Source organism: Streptomyces sp. NPDC001816, assembly GCF_042892235.1.
Lineage (GTDB): Bacteria > Actinomycetota > Actinomycetes > Streptomycetales > Streptomycetaceae > Streptomyces.
In genome coordinates, this window is the sequence record NZ_JBIATY010000002.1 from 743,121 (window position 1) to 760,243 (window position 17,123).

Annotated in this window: 16 protein-coding genes and 1 pseudogene; 8 read left to right on the forward strand and 9 right to left on the reverse strand. The window is 69.5% G+C overall.

Going from position 1 to position 17,123, the window contains the following annotated elements; all coding sequences use genetic code 11:
• The first annotated feature begins 89 nt into the window (after window positions 1-89).
• Window positions 90-4,289, forward strand: coding sequence for a CHAT domain-containing protein (locus ACFYZZ_RS09150; RefSeq protein WP_389173136.1), 4,200 nt, complete (start codon window positions 90-92; stop codon window positions 4,287-4,289).
• Between the two features lie 79 nt (window positions 4,290-4,368).
• Here the strand turns inward: ACFYZZ_RS09150 and ACFYZZ_RS09155 are convergent, their stop codons facing one another.
• From ACFYZZ_RS09155 to ACFYZZ_RS09165, 3 genes are all read right to left on the reverse strand, one after another.
• Window positions 4,369-4,584, reverse strand: coding sequence for a hypothetical protein (locus tag ACFYZZ_RS09155; RefSeq protein WP_389173137.1), 216 nt, complete (start codon window positions 4,582-4,584; stop codon window positions 4,369-4,371).
• A 112-nt stretch (window positions 4,585-4,696) separates the two neighbouring features.
• Window positions 4,697-5,245 carry a hypothetical protein gene (locus tag ACFYZZ_RS09160; protein WP_389173139.1) on the reverse strand — a complete coding sequence of 183 codons (549 nt, stop codon included), beginning with the start codon at window positions 5,243-5,245 and terminating at the stop codon, window positions 4,697-4,699.
• A 60-nt stretch (window positions 5,246-5,305) separates the two neighbouring features.
• Window positions 5,306-6,232: a DUF2867 domain-containing protein gene (locus ACFYZZ_RS09165; RefSeq protein WP_389173141.1), complete on the reverse strand. Its 927-nt coding sequence runs from the start codon at window positions 6,230-6,232 to the stop codon at window positions 5,306-5,308.
• A 47-nt stretch (window positions 6,233-6,279) separates the two neighbouring features.
• Between ACFYZZ_RS09165 and ACFYZZ_RS09170 the strand changes: the two genes are divergently transcribed.
• Complete coding sequence (locus ACFYZZ_RS09170) at window positions 6,280-6,891, forward strand: TetR/AcrR family transcriptional regulator (RefSeq protein ID WP_389173143.1); 612 nt, start codon at window positions 6,280-6,282, stop codon at window positions 6,889-6,891.
• A gap of 108 nt (window positions 6,892-6,999) precedes the next feature.
• Here the strand turns inward: ACFYZZ_RS09170 and ACFYZZ_RS09175 are convergent, their stop codons facing one another.
• Window positions 7,000-7,380 carry a cupin domain-containing protein gene (locus tag ACFYZZ_RS09175; protein WP_389173145.1) on the reverse strand — a complete coding sequence of 127 codons (381 nt, stop codon included), beginning with the start codon at window positions 7,378-7,380 and terminating at the stop codon, window positions 7,000-7,002.
• 247 nt (window positions 7,381-7,627) lie between these two features.
• Window positions 7,628-8,008, reverse strand: coding sequence for a VOC family protein (locus ACFYZZ_RS09180; RefSeq protein ID WP_386577402.1), 381 nt, complete (start codon window positions 8,006-8,008; stop codon window positions 7,628-7,630).
• A 241-nt stretch (window positions 8,009-8,249) separates the two neighbouring features.
• Here ACFYZZ_RS09180 and ACFYZZ_RS09185 point away from each other — a divergent pair, with 241 nt between their 5' ends.
• The 3 genes from ACFYZZ_RS09185 to ACFYZZ_RS09195 all read left to right on the forward strand — a co-directional run bounded on the left by ACFYZZ_RS09185 (window position 8,250) and on the right by ACFYZZ_RS09195 (window position 11,847).
• A complete protein-coding gene (locus ACFYZZ_RS09185; RefSeq protein ID WP_389173146.1) occupies window positions 8,250-9,050 on the forward strand; it encodes a thioesterase family protein in 801 nt (266 codons plus the stop codon).
• A gap of 891 nt (window positions 9,051-9,941) precedes the next feature.
• Complete coding sequence (locus ACFYZZ_RS09190) at window positions 9,942-10,781, forward strand: hypothetical protein (RefSeq protein WP_389173148.1); 840 nt, start codon at window positions 9,942-9,944, stop codon at window positions 10,779-10,781.
• A gap of 163 nt (window positions 10,782-10,944) precedes the next feature.
• Window positions 10,945-11,847 carry a hypothetical protein gene (locus ACFYZZ_RS09195; RefSeq protein ID WP_389173149.1) on the forward strand — a complete coding sequence of 301 codons (903 nt, stop codon included), beginning with the start codon at window positions 10,945-10,947 and terminating at the stop codon, window positions 11,845-11,847.
• Here the strand turns inward: ACFYZZ_RS09195 and ACFYZZ_RS09200 are convergent.
• The 4 genes and pseudogenes from ACFYZZ_RS09200 to ACFYZZ_RS09215 all read right to left on the reverse strand — a co-directional run bounded on the left by ACFYZZ_RS09200 (window position 11,828) and on the right by ACFYZZ_RS09215 (window position 15,055).
• The gene (locus tag ACFYZZ_RS09200) at window positions 11,828-13,207 is read right to left on the reverse strand and encodes a sensor histidine kinase (RefSeq protein ID WP_389173150.1); all 1,380 of its coding nucleotides are present in this window, start codon (window positions 13,205-13,207) and stop codon (window positions 11,828-11,830) included. The genes ACFYZZ_RS09195 and ACFYZZ_RS09200 overlap by 20 nt on opposite strands.
• Window positions 13,204-13,866 (reverse strand): response regulator transcription factor, encoded by a 663-nt coding sequence (locus tag ACFYZZ_RS09205; RefSeq protein ID WP_389173152.1) that lies wholly within the window; start codon window positions 13,864-13,866, stop codon window positions 13,204-13,206. The genes ACFYZZ_RS09200 and ACFYZZ_RS09205 overlap by 4 nt, the downstream gene beginning before the upstream one ends.
• Before the next feature lie 172 nt (window positions 13,867-14,038).
• Window positions 14,039-14,149, reverse strand: a pseudogene (locus ACFYZZ_RS09210) (NADPH:quinone reductase); the annotation flags it as partial.
• A gap of 213 nt (window positions 14,150-14,362) precedes the next feature.
• Window positions 14,363-15,055, reverse strand: a complete 693-nt coding sequence (locus tag ACFYZZ_RS09215; protein ID WP_389173153.1) for a DUF4232 domain-containing protein — start codon at window positions 15,053-15,055, stop codon at window positions 14,363-14,365.
• A gap of 362 nt (window positions 15,056-15,417) precedes the next feature.
• Between ACFYZZ_RS09215 and ACFYZZ_RS09220 the strand changes: the two genes are divergently transcribed.
• Genes ACFYZZ_RS09220 through ACFYZZ_RS09230 form a run of 3 tightly spaced genes read left to right on the forward strand, consistent with a single transcriptional unit; the run spans window position 15,418 to window position 16,687 of the window.
• Entirely contained in the window at window positions 15,418-15,657 is a 240-nt protein-coding gene (locus ACFYZZ_RS09220; protein WP_389173155.1) for a hypothetical protein, read from the forward strand.
• Window positions 15,597-15,881, forward strand: a complete 285-nt coding sequence (locus ACFYZZ_RS09225; RefSeq protein ID WP_389173156.1) for a DUF6924 domain-containing protein — start codon at window positions 15,597-15,599, stop codon at window positions 15,879-15,881. The genes ACFYZZ_RS09220 and ACFYZZ_RS09225 overlap by 61 nt, the downstream gene beginning before the upstream one ends.
• Window positions 15,882-15,913: 32 nt before the next feature.
• Window positions 15,914-16,687, forward strand: coding sequence for a class I SAM-dependent methyltransferase (locus tag ACFYZZ_RS09230; protein ID WP_389173158.1), 774 nt, complete (start codon window positions 15,914-15,916; stop codon window positions 16,685-16,687).
• Window positions 16,688-17,123: the final 436 nt, after the last annotated feature.

Here is a 17,123-nt window from a genome sequence, read left to right on the forward strand (position 1 = left end):
GTCCCTGATGGAGAAGACGCGTCAGCGTCGCTGCATGATGGTACGGGCGCCACACGCCGAACAGCCACCGCGGGGGAGCGATGGAGCAGATGAGAAACTCACCATTCACCAGTCTGCAGGCACGGCTCGGACGTTTCGCGTCCACCGCCGATCCGCAGGAGGTGCTCGGACCCGAGGCCGACACGGCGGCCAGGCTCCTTGCCGAGTCCCTGCACACGGCCTGGAGCGACGAGGCCGCCCACACCCTGGGCTGGTTCCACTGGTCCCGCTGCCTGGCCCAACAGACGTACGACGGGGCGGACTTCCACCACGCCCTGGAGCTCTTCCGGCCCCTGTGGGCGCGGATGCCGGACGCGGTGCCGGACGCGATCGGCGCCGTACTCGCGCGGGAGGCCGCCACACCTCGACGACTCGAAGAAGCCCTGCAACTCGGCAACGAGGCAGCCGACCGCGCTGCCACCTACCGAACCATCAACCTGGTGGACGTCCTTCTGCAGCGCCACGCGAGAGGCGGTGATCCCGGCTCGCTGGAAGAGGCCGTCGGCTGGGCTTCGCGCACGATCGACTCCCTCGCGTCGGTCCCCGACGAACAGGCGGTACCGCTGCTCGGTCTGTTGGGGGCAAACCTGCTGAACGCCTACCGCGACGGTGCGGCCGGCCCCACGGGCCCCGATCCGCGGCTGCTCTCCCTGGCCGTGGCGGCATGGGACCGTGTCCAGGAGAAGGCCACGGACCAGGAGACACGGGTACACGTCCGGCTCCGACTGGCCGCGGCTCTCATCGAGGGCCACCTGCGCACCCCGTCCGCCGAGTGGCTCCAACAGGCCGGCGCCTACATCGAGCGCGTGCCCGGCGAATACGCTCCGGCCGACCCCCGCTCGCGTCGCGTCCTCGATACCCTCACCACCGTCGTACCGCTGCACGTCGCCCAGGGCGAGCCCGTCCTGCTCCGCGTACGAGCCCTCGTGCTGCGCCGTCTCGTCGCGCACCCCGAGGTGAGCGACGTTCAGCGTCGCGCGTACCAGGCGGACCTCGGTATGTGTCTGCGGATGACGCACGCTGCCACGGGCGAGGCCGCCGCGCTGGACGAGGCGGTGGAGGTCCTGGAGGCTGCGCTCTCCGGGGCGGACGGTTCGGGGCCGGACGCCGTGAGCCGGATGGTCAGTCTCGCCAACGCCCTCAAGTCGCGTGCGCACGAAGGGCGGAGAGAGGACATCGACGCCAGGGCCGGCGAAGGCGCGCGGCAGGACATCGCGGCGGCCGAACTGTGGGCGGGCCGTGCCCGTCAGGTGGCCCCGGAAGAAGCCGGAACGCTGTCCTGTCTCGGCAATGTGCTGCGGGTGAAGGCGCTCCTGCTGCGCGACGTGGAGGCCCTGCGAGAGTCGGCGCGGCTGAACCACGCAGCCGCACGAGCGTTGGATCCGGCCGATCCGGCCTACGCGGCGCAGCTGATGAACGCCGGACTGTCCCACCAGGAGTCGGCCACAGTCACCGGCGACCTCTCCGACGCCGACAACGCGGTGACCGTGCTGCGGACGGCGGCCGAGCACTTGAATGCTCGACACCCTCAACAGATTCCTGTACGCGTCGAGTTGGGCCACTCGCTGACTCTGCGAGGCGAACTGGGCAAGGACCGGCAGGCCGTGGCGGAGGGCAGACGTCTCCTCGAATCGGTCGTGGCCGAACTCCCCGCCGACCATGCCGAGGTGCGCCGCGCGAAGTCCCACCTCATCGACTCCTACCGCGTCGAGTTCCAGCTCACCCGGGAAGAAGCAGCGCTGGACGAGTCTCTCAGGCTGGCCCGAAGCTACCTGGAAGACCCCACGCTGGACGAAGACGAGCGCGGCCTGTTCCTCGGCAGATGTGCGGGTGCCCTCACCGCCGCCTACGAAAGCACGCAGGACAGAAGGCTCCTCGACGAGCTGGTTCCCGTCTGCCGCGCCGCCGTAGGGTTCGCCCGGGAAGGTTCCTTCGACCGGGCCCAGTCCCTGCTGGAGTTGGGTGTCTGCCTGGTCTCCCTCTACGAGGTGTCCCGGGACAGCTCGGCGCTGCTGGAGGCCATCGACGTACTTGGAGAGGCGGCATCGGGTCCCGAGGCCTGGCGTACGACACCGGAGGCCATGGCGAGGCTGGCGGAAGCGAGACTGCACCACACCCGTCAGTTCGCCCCCTTCATGGACATGGCCCGCAGGGCCCGAGAGAGCAGCCCCCGCATCTTCACGGACCTCTTCGCCCAGCCCTTCGCCGCGCACGAGCGTGAACTCGACGCGATCGTCGACCTCTGCCGGAAGTCCCTGGCACTGCGCGCCCCGGGCAGTCCGGAGCGCTCCGTTTCGCTGTCCTACCTGGCCGTGGTGCTACTGGGCCGCGCGCGGGACCGTACGTCGGCGCAGGACGCCCGCGAAGCCGCTGAACTGCTGCGTGAGGCGATCCGGACAGGCCCTGCCGACCACCCGGACCGGCCGCTCTGGGGCACCAACCTGGCGAGCGCTCTGCTCGACGTCCACCGGTACGACACGGATGCGTCGCTGCTGGACGAGGCCGAAGCCGCGACGCGCGACGCCATGGCCGTCACGGGCCCGGACGATGTACGGCACGTGCGAGCGCTGCTGGTGCTGTCCCACGTCCTGGCCCGACGCGACGACGACACGGAGCAGTCGGCCGCGGACGTGCTCGAACTGAGGCGCCAGGTCTACCGAACCCCCCACTTCTCTCTCCCAGATCGTATCGAGGCCGCCAAGACGGCTGGTGGCCTGGCTGCCGGTGTCGGCGACTGGGAAGCCGCGGCCGCACACTACGAAGCCGCGGTGGACCTCTTGCCGCTCCTGGTCGGGCACCGGCTCGCACGCTCCGACCGCGAGCTGCTGCTCGCCGACGAGTTCCTGCTCGCCTCCCAGGCCGCGGCCTGCGCCCTGCAGCTGGGCGATCCCGAGAGGGCATTGGACCTGCTCGAACGTGGGCGGGGCATCCTGCTCGGACAGCTCACCGAGACTCGTCGCGACCTGACGGACCTGCGTCGCCAAGCACCGGAACTGGCCGATGAGTTCACCCGGCTCAGCGAGGCCATGACCTCCCTCGGCGCGAACACCGACCGTGCCTCGACCCACGCGCCCGGTCCCAGCAGGGACGAGCACCGGCTGACGGTCCGCTCCTGGGAGCGCGTACGCGACAACATCCGTGGCCTGCCCGGCTTCGAGACCTTTCTGCGGCCGGGAGTACCTGACCTCGGCGCACTGACCGGGGCCGGCCCCGTGGTGGTCGTCAACCTCGCGACCCTGCGCAGCGACGCGATCGTCCTCGCCGAGGGCACGGCGAGATGTGTGCCGTTGCCCCGGGCCGACCTGAGGTCCGTGTCGGACCGGTTCATGGCCTTCAGCTCGGCGGTCCGCGCGCTGCACGACCCGCACGAGCCTGCGGAGCACCGCTGGGAGGCAGGCACCGTCGTCCTCGACACACTCGCCTGGCTGTGGGAGGCGGTCGCCGAACCAGTCGTCCGCCACTTGGGTCTCGAACGCGGCGTCGGCCACCTGCCGCAGCTGTGGTGGTGCCCGACCGGCATCCTGAGCTTCCTGCCCCTGCACGCGGCCGGGCGGTACACCGGCGATGCCCCAGAGGGAATCGCCGACTACGTCATGTCGTCGTACACGACAACCCTCAACGCACTGCGCCCGAAGACCGCCGCTCACGACAGCTCCAGCCGCTCCCGCGCCGGCCGTGATCCGCGCCTGCTGGTGGTCGCCACGCCAGAAGTGCCCGGAGCAGCACCACTGCGGCACGCCGCCGCGGACGCACAGGCACTGGCGGAGCTGTTTCCCCGGACCACCGTCCTGACCGGCGATGCCGCAACGAAGCACGCTGTGCTCCGCGAGCTCACGCAGCACTCCTGGGCCCACTTCGCCTGCCACACGCAGGCCGACATTCTCGGCAGGACCGCCAACAAGCTCGTGCTGCAGGACGGTTCACTGTCGCTGCCGGACATCACGGCGCTCTCCCTCGACGCCGAGCTGGTCTTCCTCGCCTCGTGCGGATCCGCTGCCGGCTCCTACCACCTTGCCGACGAAGCCCAGCATGTCGCCTCGTCGTTCCAGCTGGCGGGCTTCACCCATGTGATCGCCACCCTGTGGGAGGTCGCCGACGGCGACGCCACCGAGTTCACCATGACCGTGTACGGCCTCCTGGCGGAGGGAGTCCCGCCGGCCGAGGCGATACACCGAGTGACCCGCGACCTGCGGGAGCGCTATCCACGCAGCCCATGGCTGTGGGCCCCCTATGTGCACATGGGGCCCTGACCGGGCAAGAAGCTCGTGTCATGTCCAGACGGGCCCTTGACCGGGCGAGACGACAGTCAGCTGAACCGCCCGGCCGGTGTCAGCCGATTTCGCGTTCCAGGACGCGGCGGGCCGCCTCGGCTTCCGCGGCCGGCGGGGAGAGTTCGTCGAGGGTGTCGAGCTCGTCGTCCGACTCCAGTTCCCGTTCCCAGGCCGCCGCGAGCCGCTCCTGCTCCGCTCGCGGTTTGGCGCCGACGGACTCCCGGTGCTCCGGGTCCAGGGCCGCCAGGAATCGTTCGACCGAGTCCGTCGGCATAACCGTGCTCCTTGTCGCCGGGAAGGGGGTGCACACCCCGCCCAGCATGGCCAACCGGGCTCATCCCGGCCGCCCGACACGGCCTGGGACCACCCTGATGGCCCCGCCGTACTCAATTGCACTGCACAGTGCCGCGCCCCGGCACGCGCTGATCGACGTTCCAGCCGAACGGCAGGCTCTCATCGCAGAAGACGCAGACGAAGTCGTCCTCACGCACGATGTTGACCTGCTGGCATGACACGCAGCGACGGAACACGACCCCGTGGGTGAATCCGCCAGGGTGAGGAAGGCCGGCTCGGCCAAGGGCAGCCGCAACGGCCGGCCACGAGCCGACGTCCGGGCAGTATCCGGTCGACAGGTTGCTGACCTCGTCGACCACCCACCGCCCGGACTCCTCGCGGAAACTCATCTCACCAGCGCTCAGCACCGTCCCTCCGCCCGCGCAGACCACATGCTCGCTGCGGCGTGGGGCCAGTCGGAGTACGCCCTCGGGATCGACCACGAAGGTGAACGGTTCAGCCAACTCCGTCGCGCTACGGGCCGAGACCCACAGGGCGAAGTCTGCTGCCGCGCGGATGCTCGCACCCTCTCCGCCCGGCCGGACAAGACCCTTCAGATGACTGGGCCCGACATAGCGATATCCCCGTCCCGGCACTCCCATGTCGGCCAATCTAGACCGACACCGTGGCCGGGAATGGGAATTAAGCATGTCGATACGGGCTCAACTCCCTTGCGGCACAGGAGAAGCGTGTTCCCGCAGCGCGCGTTCGGCGGCGCTCGGAGCCGTCAGGGCGAGTAGGCGGTGGATGCGGCGGAGCATCATGCGGGCCATGAAGGGGTGGACGCGTTTGACCGCCGCCCAGTACAGCCTGCCACGCCAGTTGTGGATCCGCACGACCGTACTGAGCGTGACCTGACGGTCGTCGACGTGGATCGAGGCGCGGAAGTCGAGGTGTCCGGCGTCCTCGCCCAGGAGCACTTCGCCGCCCTCGCGGCCCACCACCGGAAAGGAGGCGCCGCGCAGGACAGCCCGCCAGGGCTCGGGATCCCGCGGCATGCCCGGACGCATCGTCATGCGCCAGGCGTCGGTGTAGTCGGTCTGCTCGAAGGCGGCACGGACCAGGCGGGCGTCGGTCGGGAGCGGGCCGCCGGTTGCCCTTTCCCACGTCAACCGGTGGAGCAGCCGGACCCACGGCGACCACCGGACGGGGTTGGGCACCGGCCCGGTGACGGACCGCTCGATGTTGTCGAAGAGTTCTTCGATCACCGTGTCGTGCATCCAGCGCACCGCCAGGGCCCAGCCCAGCACCATCGGGCCACGGCGTTGCAGCTCCAGGGTGTGCCGCACGCGGCAGCGGTCCTGCCCCAGCGGCTCGATGACGAACTCATGGTGGCCGCTCATGGGCGGGTTGAAGTCGAAGCGGGCGCGGCGGCCGGGCTCGTACGCGCAGACGCGGTAGCGGACGAAGCCGTGGCCGCCGTCCGCACCGACGCCCAGGGGGCGGTCGAAGCGCATCGGGGGCCAGGCCGGCGCCGGCCAGACCGGGTCGTGGGGCGAGGAAAGCCGATCGAGGAGGAGCCCGACCGACTGGGCGGGTGCCTCGATGGTGCGCTCATGGACATTGCGGATCGTGCGGAACCTGCGCATAACGCGCCTCCATACGCTGCCGTATGTTGTCGACCATACGGTAGCGTATGGACATGGTGCAGCGACATGCGGGGGGACCCCGCGCGGCCGGGCGGAAGAGACTGACCGCGCAGGACTGGGCGGACGCGGCCCTTTCGGCGATGGGCGAAGGCGGTCTTGCGGCGGTCGCCGTCGAGCCGCTCGCCGCGCGCCTCGGCACCACCAAGGGCAGTTTCTACTGGCACTTCGCCAACCGTGAGGCGCTGATCGAGGCCGCGCTCGACCGCTGGGAGCAGAAGTCCACCGAGAGTGTCATCGCCGGGCTGGAGTCCGAGCCGGATCCGGCCGTGCGGCTGCGCAGACTCTTCGTGCAGGCGTCCGAACTCGCCGCCGAAGACCCGCTGGAGGTCTCGCTGCCCGCCTCGGCAGGGCACCCGCGAGTCGCCGCCGTACTGCGCCGGGTGACGGAGCGTCGGGTCGGCTACCTGGCGCAGCTCTTCAACGAGTTGGGCTTCCCTCCGGACGATGCGCGCCGCCGCGCACTGCTGGCGTACACCGGCTACCTCGGCCACACCCAGCTGGTGCACGCGGTGCCGGAGACGCTTCCGGCCGGTGAGGAGGGCGAGCGCTACCTGGCGTCGGTGCTCGACACGCTGCTGGTGGCCACGCCGGAGTCCTGAAGCGTGTCGTAGGGGTCAGGCGCCGGTGACGACCCGCATGAAGACGACCGGTTCGGTGCCGTCGTTGCGGTAGGCGTACTGCTGGTCGCTGGCGATGACGGCACTCTGTCAGGGTGCCACCACGTGAGGTCCGGTCTCCAGCGTCAAGGTCAGGCGGCCGGCGAGGACATGGTGGATCTCCTGCGCGCCGGGCCGGTCGGGTTCGGCGTCGTAGTGGCCCCCGGGGGCCAGGGTCCAGCGCCAGAGTTCGGCCCGCGGGTCCTGTGTCGCCGCGAGGAGCAGCGCGTGGCTGCCGTCGGCGTCCTGCCATACGAGCGTTCCCTCGACCTGCTCGTCCTCCGTGTCACGCTCCAGCAGGGCCAGGGTGGCGAAGTCGGTGTCCAGGGCGCGTGCGACGCGGTCGACGGTGGCCAGGCTCGGGTTGGCCTGACCCAGCTTTAGGCCCAGCCCATTCCTGGCATCGACGCACCCGCGCCGGCGGTCCATCATCAGCCCAACGCACCACGCCGGTGCCGGGCCCGGCTGACGGTGGAGGGCGTCGTGTGGGAGGAGCGCGCCACCGTCACCCGCATCCCGGCGCCGCCACGGAGGCGGTCGGTGCGCGGCGGATCCGGCTGCGTGTCGAGGTCGCCGACCGTACCCATGGCCGGCCCGGGGGGGTACGAGCTGGTGTGCGGTGCCCGCGCCGCTCAGACGCGATTCCCGGGGTGCTGCTGTTGGGGCTCGGCTGGAGCCGTCAGAGCGGGTTGAGGCGTCCCTTGAGCAGGCAGAACTCATTGCCCTCGGGGTCGGCGAGAACGTGCCACTGCTCCTCGCCGGTCTGACCGATGTCGGCCGGGCGTGCCCCGAGCTTCAGGAGGCGTTCGAGCTCGGCGTCCTGGTCGCGGTCGGTGGGGTTGACGTCGATGTGCAGCCGGGACTTCCCGGGCTCCGGCTCGTCCCTGCGGCTGAGGATGATCGTCGGCTGTGGGCCGCCGAACCCTTCGCGCGCCCCGATCTCGATGCAGTCGTTCCCTTCGCGATCGAGCACCACGAAGTCCAGGACCTCGCACCAGAACCGCGCCAGCACCTCGGGGTCGCGGCAACCGAGAACGAGCTCACTGATACGACATGCCATTGACGAAACCTACTCTCAGCGTGGGAACTGCGGGGCGGTCGCGCGCGGAGCCATCGGACTCCCCGCAGCGGGAACACGCTCGAGACCGTACCGGGCGAAGTGAGCAGGTGCGAAGGGTTTTTGGGGTCCTCGCCTCGCCCCCCATGAGCAGCTCGGCAACGCTGTGGCCGCCTCTCCGTCCATATGAGCAAGCGCTTAGTAGTATGGCGAGGGGTAGAACGTACGACATGAAGGGACCGCTATGCCGATGTCGCAAGCCGAGGCCTTCTACGAGCGGGAGGCTTACGACCGGTTCCTCCCCACCGGGTACACACGGGGGCCCTGGGACGCCGACTCCCAGCACGCCGGTCCGCCGGCCGCGCTGCTCGGCCTGGCCGTCGAACAACGACCGGATGGCCGGCCGGACATGCGGGTCGCCCGGCTCACGTACGAGATCATGCGGCCTGTCCCGATACGGCCGCTCACCGTGACCACGCGCGTGCTGCGCGCCGGGCGCAGTGTCGAGCTCGTGGAGGTCGGTCTGACACCCGACGGCGGCCAGGAAGTGATGCGGGCGACGGCCTTGCTGATGAAGACGGCGCCGGACTCGGTACCGGAGGTGTCGCCGGCACCGCAGGTGCCCGGGCCTGAGGCCGTACCCTCGAAGGCGTTCTTCCCGGTCCCGTGGGAGCAGGGCTATCACACCGCCATGGAAGTGCGCTTCGCCGCCGGTTCGTTCCTGGAGTCCGGACCGGCCACGGCGTGGATGCGCATGGGGGTCCCCCTGGTCGCGGGCGAGGAGATCACCCCGCTCAGCCGGGTGCTGACGGCAGCCGACTCGGGCAACGGCGTCAGCTCCGCGCTGGACTTCCGCCGTTACGTCTTCATCAACGCCGACCTCACCGTCAGCCTGCACCGCCACCCCGAGGGCGAGTGGGTCTGCCTGGACGCCCGGACCATGGTGGACGGCGCGGGCATCGGCCTCGCCGAGTCCGCGCTGCACGACGAGAAGGGACCGCTCGGCCGCAGCACCCAGACCCTGTACGTGGCCGCGCGCGCCTGAGGCACCCAGCTGCGGAACCGGGCCATTCGGCGGTGCCGGCCAAGTCGTCGTGTTGACCGGTCACTTCTGTGCCTGGCGTGTGGTGGGTGTGGCTCGGGTTGTGGTGAGAACCTTCAGGACCACGGCGGGGTGGAACAGCAGGGCGGGGGAAGCGACCATGTTCACCACCCGGACGAACTTCGCCCATACGGCCGCGTCTTTGACCGCGGTGTGGAAGAGGCGGGTGTTGTACCAGTGGGCGAAGCGGGGCGGTAGGTGGGCTCCTGGACGGTGCGCCGGCCGATCTGCTGGGCCAGCCGGGGGTTGTCCAGGCCTTCGGCGAAGGCGAGGTAGCCCTTGTCGTCGGTGGGCGGCTGGTCCTGGAAGGCGAACAGGCCTTCACGGTCCGCTTCGGCGGTACGGAGCCCCCCATCGCGGCCAGCCAGTCGGTCAGTGCGCTGGAGCGTCCGGAGGCGTCGACGACGAGGTCGGCGCTGATGTCGGTGGGGTCGCCGCCGAGGGGGTGGCAGGTCACTCCGTCGACCCGACCGGAGGGGTCACGGGTCAGGCCGGTGCACGGGGTGGACGGCATGAGCCTGACCTGGGGGAGTGCCAGTACCTTGCGCCGCCGCCGGCGGCCGAGTTCGTCGCGGGTGAAGGTCTGGATCCGGACGCCGGTGCGTTTGCGGGGTGCGAGTCCGACGGGCAACGGGAAGTCGATGCCTTCCCCGTAGTCGACGACCGGTGCGCCCGCGTCCTGGAGTTCTCCGCGCAGTCCGGGGAAGAGCCGTTCCAGGATTTCGCATTGGGGGAGCGCGTTCGGGCCCGCGATCCGGTTTCGGCGTCCGGCGAACCTGGGTGCCGCACGGCACTCAGGATGCGTTCAGGCATCCGGTGGCACGGTCGCTGTCCATGACCTACGAAACATCTGGGACTTCCGCCCTCCCCACGGCCGACGGGCCCGCCGCTCCTCCACGGCACCGGCTGCGCTGGAACAAAGTGCCCGAGGTCACCGTCTACTTCTGGTTCATCAAGGTGCTGTGCACGACGGTCGGCGAGACGGCGGCCGACCTGCTGAACGAGAAGGCGGGCCTCGGCCTGACGGGAGTGTCGGTGCTGATGAGCGCCCTGCTGGCCGTGGTGCTGGTGGTGCAGTTCCGCACGAGCGCGTACCGGGCGGGCGTGTACTGGCTCGCCGTAGCCCTGATCAGCGTCGTAGGCACCCTGATCAGTGACAACCTCACCGACAACATGGGTGTGCCGCTGGAGCTGAGTACCACGGTGTTCAGCCTGGTTCTGGCGGTCGTTTTCGTCGTCTGGTACCGCCGGGAGCGGACGCTGTCCATCCACAGCATCGACAGCACTGGCCGCGAGTCCTTCTACTGGCTCGCCGTCCTGTTCACCTTTGCCCTGGGTACCGCGGCCGGGGACCTGGTCTCCGAACGCATGAACCTCGGTTACTGGCTGTCCGTCGTCCTGTTCGCACTGGGCATCGCCGCGGTCGCCGTCGCGCATTTCACGCTCGGTCTCAACGCGGTAGGGAGCTTCTGGATCGCGTACATCCTCACCCGGCCGCTCGGCGCGTCGATCGGCGACTATCTCTCCCAGCCGACCGGAGACGGTGGTCTGGGCCTGGGCACCGTGATCACCAGCGCGTTGTTCCTGGCGGTCATCCTCGGTCTGGTCGTGTACCTGAGCGTGACCCGAAAGGACGTCACCGGGCCGGAGCAGGCCCCCCGATACGCGGCCTGACCTGCGACCTGTCCGCGTTTGGGACGCGTTCAGGATGCGTTCAGGATCTCTGTGCCACGGTCGTTGATCACGGCCGCCGTCGGCGGCCGACTGATCTCACAGGGCGCTCGTCCCGATTCCGGGGGCGAGCGCCCTGTTGTTAGACCGAACAGGAGAAGCTCAGTTGGACAAGAGCGAGGTCCTCACCGACCTCGACGTGGCGAGCACGTCGAGTACGACCAAGTCGGTGATGAAGAAACTGCCTGAGGTCACGCTGGCCTTCTGGATCATGAAGACCGCAGCGACGACCCTGGGTGAGACGGCGGGCGACCTCTTCGCACAGACCCTGAAGCTGGGTTACTTCCTCACCACGATCGCGCTGTTCGTGATCTTCGTGGTGACTCTGGTGATCCAGCTGCGTTCCAGCCGCTACAACCCGTTCTTCTACTGGACAGTGATCCTGTCGACCAGCATGGCCGGCACCACGATGTCCGACTTCATGAACCGCGATGCCAGCGCCAAGTTCCTCTCGAACGGCGCGACCAAGCTGGGCTGGGGCCCGCAGGGCCTCGGACTGGGCTACCCCACCGGAGCGGCGATCCTGATCTCGATCCTCCTGGCGATCTTCCTCGCCTGGAAGCTGAGCGGGATGACCTTCCAGATCCGCGACATCGTCACCTTCAAGGGCGAGGCCCTGTTCTGGTCGGCGATCCTCGTGTCGAACACCCTCGGCACCTCGATGGGCGACTTCCTGTCCGACAGCTCCGGCCTCGGCTACGCAGGTGGCGCGCTACTCGTGACCGGGCTGCTCGCCGTACTCGTGGCGCTGATGAAGGTGCCGGCCGTGTCGAACGTCCTGCTGTTCTGGATCGCCTTCGTCCTCACCCGCCCGCTGGGCGCCACCGCGGGCGACTTCCTCACCAAGCCGGTCGCCAAGGGCGGTCTGAACCTCGGTACGGCAGGCTCGTCCGCCGTCCTGCTCACCGTGCTGTTCGGCCTGATGGCGTACGCCCAGGTGCAGGAGCGCCGGACCGCCGGCGCGCCGGCGGGCGAGGGCCGGGAGCCGGTCACCCCGCAGGGAGACTGACCGTGAATCTGGCCCCGGGCGCGTGTCCGGGGTCGTAGGAGACATCGCCACCGACGGCGCGGGCCAGGCGTCGCGCGAGCGGTAGCCCGAGGCCCGCGCCGTCGTGCCCGTCGCCGGGGTCGGCGCGTCGGCCCGGCTGGAACAAATCGTCCACGAACGTCTCAGGCACACCGGGGCCGTCGTCCACGACATCGATCCGCACGGAACCGGGCAGGCGCCGCGCGGACACGATCACACTGGAGCGGGCGTAGCGGACGGCGTTGGCGAGCAGCGGGCTGAGGATCCGTTCGAGAAGAGCGGGTGCGACGCCCGCCCCCACCACTTGCACGCCTGTTTCCACCGTGGCTTTCAGCCGATCCGGTGGGTCGACGTGCTGGAGCAGGCGGTTCAGGACGGGCCCGACGTCCGTCGTCGCGGCAGCCGTCGCCGGGTTCAGCGCGTTCTCGCGGGCGTCGTTGAGCAGCGTGTCGCAGATCGTACGCATGGACTGCGCGGCCTCGGCGATCACCTCGTGGGTGGCCCGGGTCTGGGCGTCCGTGCGCGGGCGGGTCCGCCACCAGTCGAGTTCCATGATGATGCGGGTGAGCGGCGTGCGCAGTTCGTGGGACAACTCTCCCGTCAGCTGCTGTTCGTGGCACAGTACGGTGCGTATGCGATCAAGAAGCGCGTCCAACGAGCCACCCAGCCGCGCGAGTTCGGCCGGGTGATCGTCCGTGCCGAAGCGGTCGTCGGATCCCACGGCGCTCCACTGCGTGGCCTGGTCGGTCATCGTCCGCACCGGGCGCAGCGCCCGGCCGACGGACAGGCGCGTGAGTACGTACGTGCATCCGAGCATCACGGCGTCCAGGACGAGCGACCCCAGCAGCACGGTCTCGGCCGAGCTGCGATACGGAGCCAGGTCCAGCGCGGTGACGACAGTGGCTACGGCGTTGCGACCGTGGATGGGCTGGGAGCACATCCGGACGGGCCTGCGACCGTCGACCGTCTTGCACACATGCTTCGGCTCTGCGGCCAGCCGGCCGGCGGCCCGGGTCAGCGGGCTCCCGGCGGTGGCGGACGGCGGCCTCTCCAGCAGACGGGTGCCGGCGTAGATCCACACGTTCGCGTCGAGGAGGTGGTCGTTGACGGTTTCCAGGACGTGCACCCGTGGACCGCTGGTGTCGACCGTCGTGGTCACCGCTGCCGCTCTGGTGCGCAGTTCGTCGTCCGCCTGGTGTCGCAGGTGCTCGTCCATCACGGCGTTGAACGCCACGGTCAGGACCGTCATCAGCAGGGCGGCCGTGGCCAGCGCGACGAGGGAGAGCTGACCTCGCAGGGTGCGGGGAACCAGGCGGCGAAAGCAGCGAAGGACACGGATCATGACAGGCGGTGTCCGACCCCGCGCGCCGTGTCGATCGTCAGTCGGCTGCTAGCCTCGCGCAGTTTGCGGCGCAACCGGCTCAGGTACTGGTCCAAGGTGTTGTCGCTGACCTGCGCGCCTTCGGGCCAGCCGGCCCGCACCAGGTCACGACGGCGCACGAGGCTCCCGTCCGCGGCGACGAGCGTGGCCAGCAGCCGGAACTCCGTGGGGGAGAGGTCGATGCGCATACCGTGCACGATCGCACTGTGATCCACCGCGTCCAGGACCAGATCACCGGTTGTGGCGGAGGACCGCGGGGCGGCCCGTCTGACCCCGGCACGCAGCCTGGCGGCGAGTTCGGCGAGATGGAAGGGCTTGGGCAGGTAGTCGTCGCCCCCGGCGGAGAAGCCGGACAGGCGGTCGGTGAGCTGGTGCCGGGCGGTCAGGAAGATCACGGGAGCAAGGAACCCGTTGGCGCGCATCGCCTGGCACACGTCCCGGCCGTCCGAGTCGGGCAGGCCGACATCCAGGACGGCCGCCGCGATGTCGGCGGTCGCCAGCCGCAGGGCGGTGGCGCCGTCGGCGGCGAGTACCGGCTCGAACTCCTCTTCCTGCAGGCCTCGCCGCAGCACGTCCCGCAGGGCGTGATCGTCCTCAACAACCAGGATCTTGGGTCGCATGATCCTCCGTCGGTCCTCCGGTCGAGCTCGTACTTGCGATGAAGGAAGGACTCGGGCAGCCACCGGTCCTCAGCAACGACTACAGGAGAGTAGACGGTCTACGTAACTGTAGACGATCCTTGGTCGAGGAAGGTTCCCGAGCGACGGGTGCCGCGCGAAGGCCGTCCGTGGTCACACGGTCGGCCGACCTGTCGCTGCCTCGGCGCACGGTGCCGATGACGGTGGCGCCGCCCCAGCGGGCGAGCTGCGCGGCGAGCGATCCGACGCCACCGAGCACTCCGTACCGACTCCGCGCTCAAAAGCAGTGGCGCGGCCTGGTCGCCCGCTATGACAAGACCGCCACCATCTACCTGGACGAACTCCAGCTCGCAGCCATGCGAAGGAAGGATTCCGCCCGGCCGTCGGCCATGGGGGGTGCGGTACGGTCCTTGAGCCGTGGCCGGTTCAACCACCATGATCGCTCGGCTTTCCGAGCCCCCTCGCGCGCCCTGCCCGATCAGGCGTGGAACGCCTCGAACTTCACGTCGGGGCCGCAGACGTTGAACGTGGCTGCCGAGCCGCTGCCGTTGACGACCTTGACCGTGCGGCCGACATCCTTGGGCAGAGCGATCTCCACCTTCGAAGCCTGGACCCCGCACACCTCGCGGGCCGACTGGCTGCCCTCGAAGTTCAGGTCGGCGTAGAGCACGTCGGCGGTCGCCGTGGCACCCGGCGCCAGGTCGACGGCGTCGGTTCCGGCCGCGGAGTTGTCGGCCTCGATCGGGTCGCTCTTGCCCTGGTCGTCCTTGGCGACCAGGCTCGTGGCACCGACGATCGTGCACGCCTTGCCCGACGTGTTGGTGATCTTCACGGTGGCGGCAGCGGGCTCGGACTCGGTCGCGTGCTTGGTGGCCGCCACGAACGTCACGCTGGTCGTCTTCGTGGTGCAGGCAACCATCGTGCCGCCCTTGCCGCCCGATGTGCCCTTGCCTCCGGAGGTGCCGGAGCCGGCCGTGCTGCCAGACGTGCCCTTGCCGCCGGTGCTGGTGCTCGTGGTGTCGCCCTGGGACTTGCCCGGCGTGCTCGTGGCCGTGGCGGTGCCGGCGTTGGACGGGCTGTCGGCGGCCTTGCTGTCGTCTCCCTGACAGGCGGTGAGGGCCAGCCCGGCGACGAGCATGGTGGCGGCGGCGACTGCGGTACGAACTCGCATGGAAGTCCTTCCTGAATGAGCGTTCAGTAAATGCATGCGAGGAGACGCCTTTGATGCCGCACTCCGTTCCGTGCCGGTGCATGACAAGGGTCACAGGCCTGGATGCGGGGAGTGCGGCAACCGACTGCCAGATCCTTCCGTCGGGCAGACCCGCGTGACATGACGAAGTGCCCGGTGCCGCGGAGAGGCCGACGACGTACGCCACACCCCAACCCGGGATGCCGTAGACGTCCCGCAGGACTTGGTCGCTGTAGCCGACATGGACGCCGGATGCCTGTTGGCACTGTCCGCCAAATCACGTGCTCCAGCTCGGGATCGGTGGGCTAGTGTCCTGGTCCCCGCCGGTCCTTCGAAGGAGAGTCATGTCCTTTCCCGGGCTTCCCGAGCCCGCGCCTGGTGAAGCGCTGTTGGTCTGCACGTACTACAAGGACGGCAAGGCCCTGTGGGGCGGATTGCTCAACGAGATCGGGGGCCGACGAGAAGGCGACGTACTCGTCCTCGGGAGCAGTGGGGTGCGGCTCCGCCTGGCCGAAAACCACGGATGGGACCACCTGTACGGCGGCAACGTACCGGCGCTCTGCCGGGCCAGGTCCCGGCGCTGATCCCGCCCGAGGAGCACACAACGCTGGTCGCGCTCGCTGACGCCAGGACCTTCGCCGAGCCCGGCCGACCGCTGACCGCCGTCGATCTGTACGACACCCCGGGGCAGACCGCCGTGCTGCCATGCAGCATGGTCGGATCGATGGCATGCAACCTGGAGATCGGCAACATGGACTTCCACGAGTTCGTCGCCGAGGAGAGCACGGAGCTGTGGCGGGAGGGATGATCGGCGGATCATGTGACCGCTAGGCTGCGACGATGGAACGGATGACCGGCGTGCCCGAGAGCTTCGCCCAGTCTGCGGATTCGGCCCAGGTGAACGACTACGACAGCTTCGCCGAGGCGTACTCGGCGGAGAACGAGAAAAGCCTCGTGAACGCGTACTACGAGCGGCCCGCGATGCTGGCCCTCGCCGGAGACGTGGTCGGCCGTCGGATCCTGGACGCCGGTTGCGGCTCGGGCCCCTTGTCCGCTGCGCTACGCGACCGCGGCGCGGTCGTCACCGGCATCGACGCCAGCGCGGGGATGCTGGCGTTGGCCAGGCGGCGCCTCGGTGACGACGCGGACCTGCACGTGGTCGACCTGAGTGACCCGTTGCCGTTCGACGACGGTGCGTTCGACGACGTGGTCGCGTCGCTGGTGCTGCACTACCTGGAGGACTGGGGGCCGACACTGGCCGAGTTGCGGCGAGTGCTCAGGCCCGGCGGCCGGCTGATCGCGTCGGTGGACCACCCTTTCGTGGCCTACACGATCAAGGATCCTCGGCCCGACTACTTTGCGACCACCAGCTATACCTTCGACTGGACGTTCAACGGGCAGTCCGTCCCGATGAGGTTCTGGCGTAAGCCGTTGCACGCGATGACCGATGCCTTCACCACCGCCGGTTTCCGCATTACCGGCATCAGCGAGCCGCAGCCCGACCCGGCCGCCCGCGACCTGTTCCCCGACGACTTCCACGACCTTTCGACCAAAACCACCTTCCTATTCTTTGTCGTCGAAGTACCGTCGTCGGCTGCGGGCTCGGTCGACTAGGTTCGTCCAGCGGATCATTGTCGGAGCCGGCCCGTCCGGTTCACGCCGTCCGGCTAGGGCGCGGGCGAAGCCTCGGTGAGAGACGTCCAGTGCCGGACTGTGTCCTGGTGGGAAGCGGTCGCCGTGCCTGCGGCCACTGTCTGCGCGTCCGGGACGGAGCACGGCGCCCCCGCGCGGGTCAGAAGGATGAGCGACCACTCGGGGCCCGGGCCGGTCCCGGCTCCGTCGAAGGCGGTCCAGTCCCACGGTCCGTCGAATCGCCATGCCGTCCTGCGGCGTCGGCGACCTCGTCACCCGGCCGGAGAAACGCGTACGGCCGCATCAACAGCTCGAAGGAGAAGGGGATCCCGTCCCCTGGGCGAATGGTGTAACCCGAGCCGTCAAGATGGCTCTCGTCCGGAAACTCCCGATAGGACAGGCCGCGACGCAGCACGGT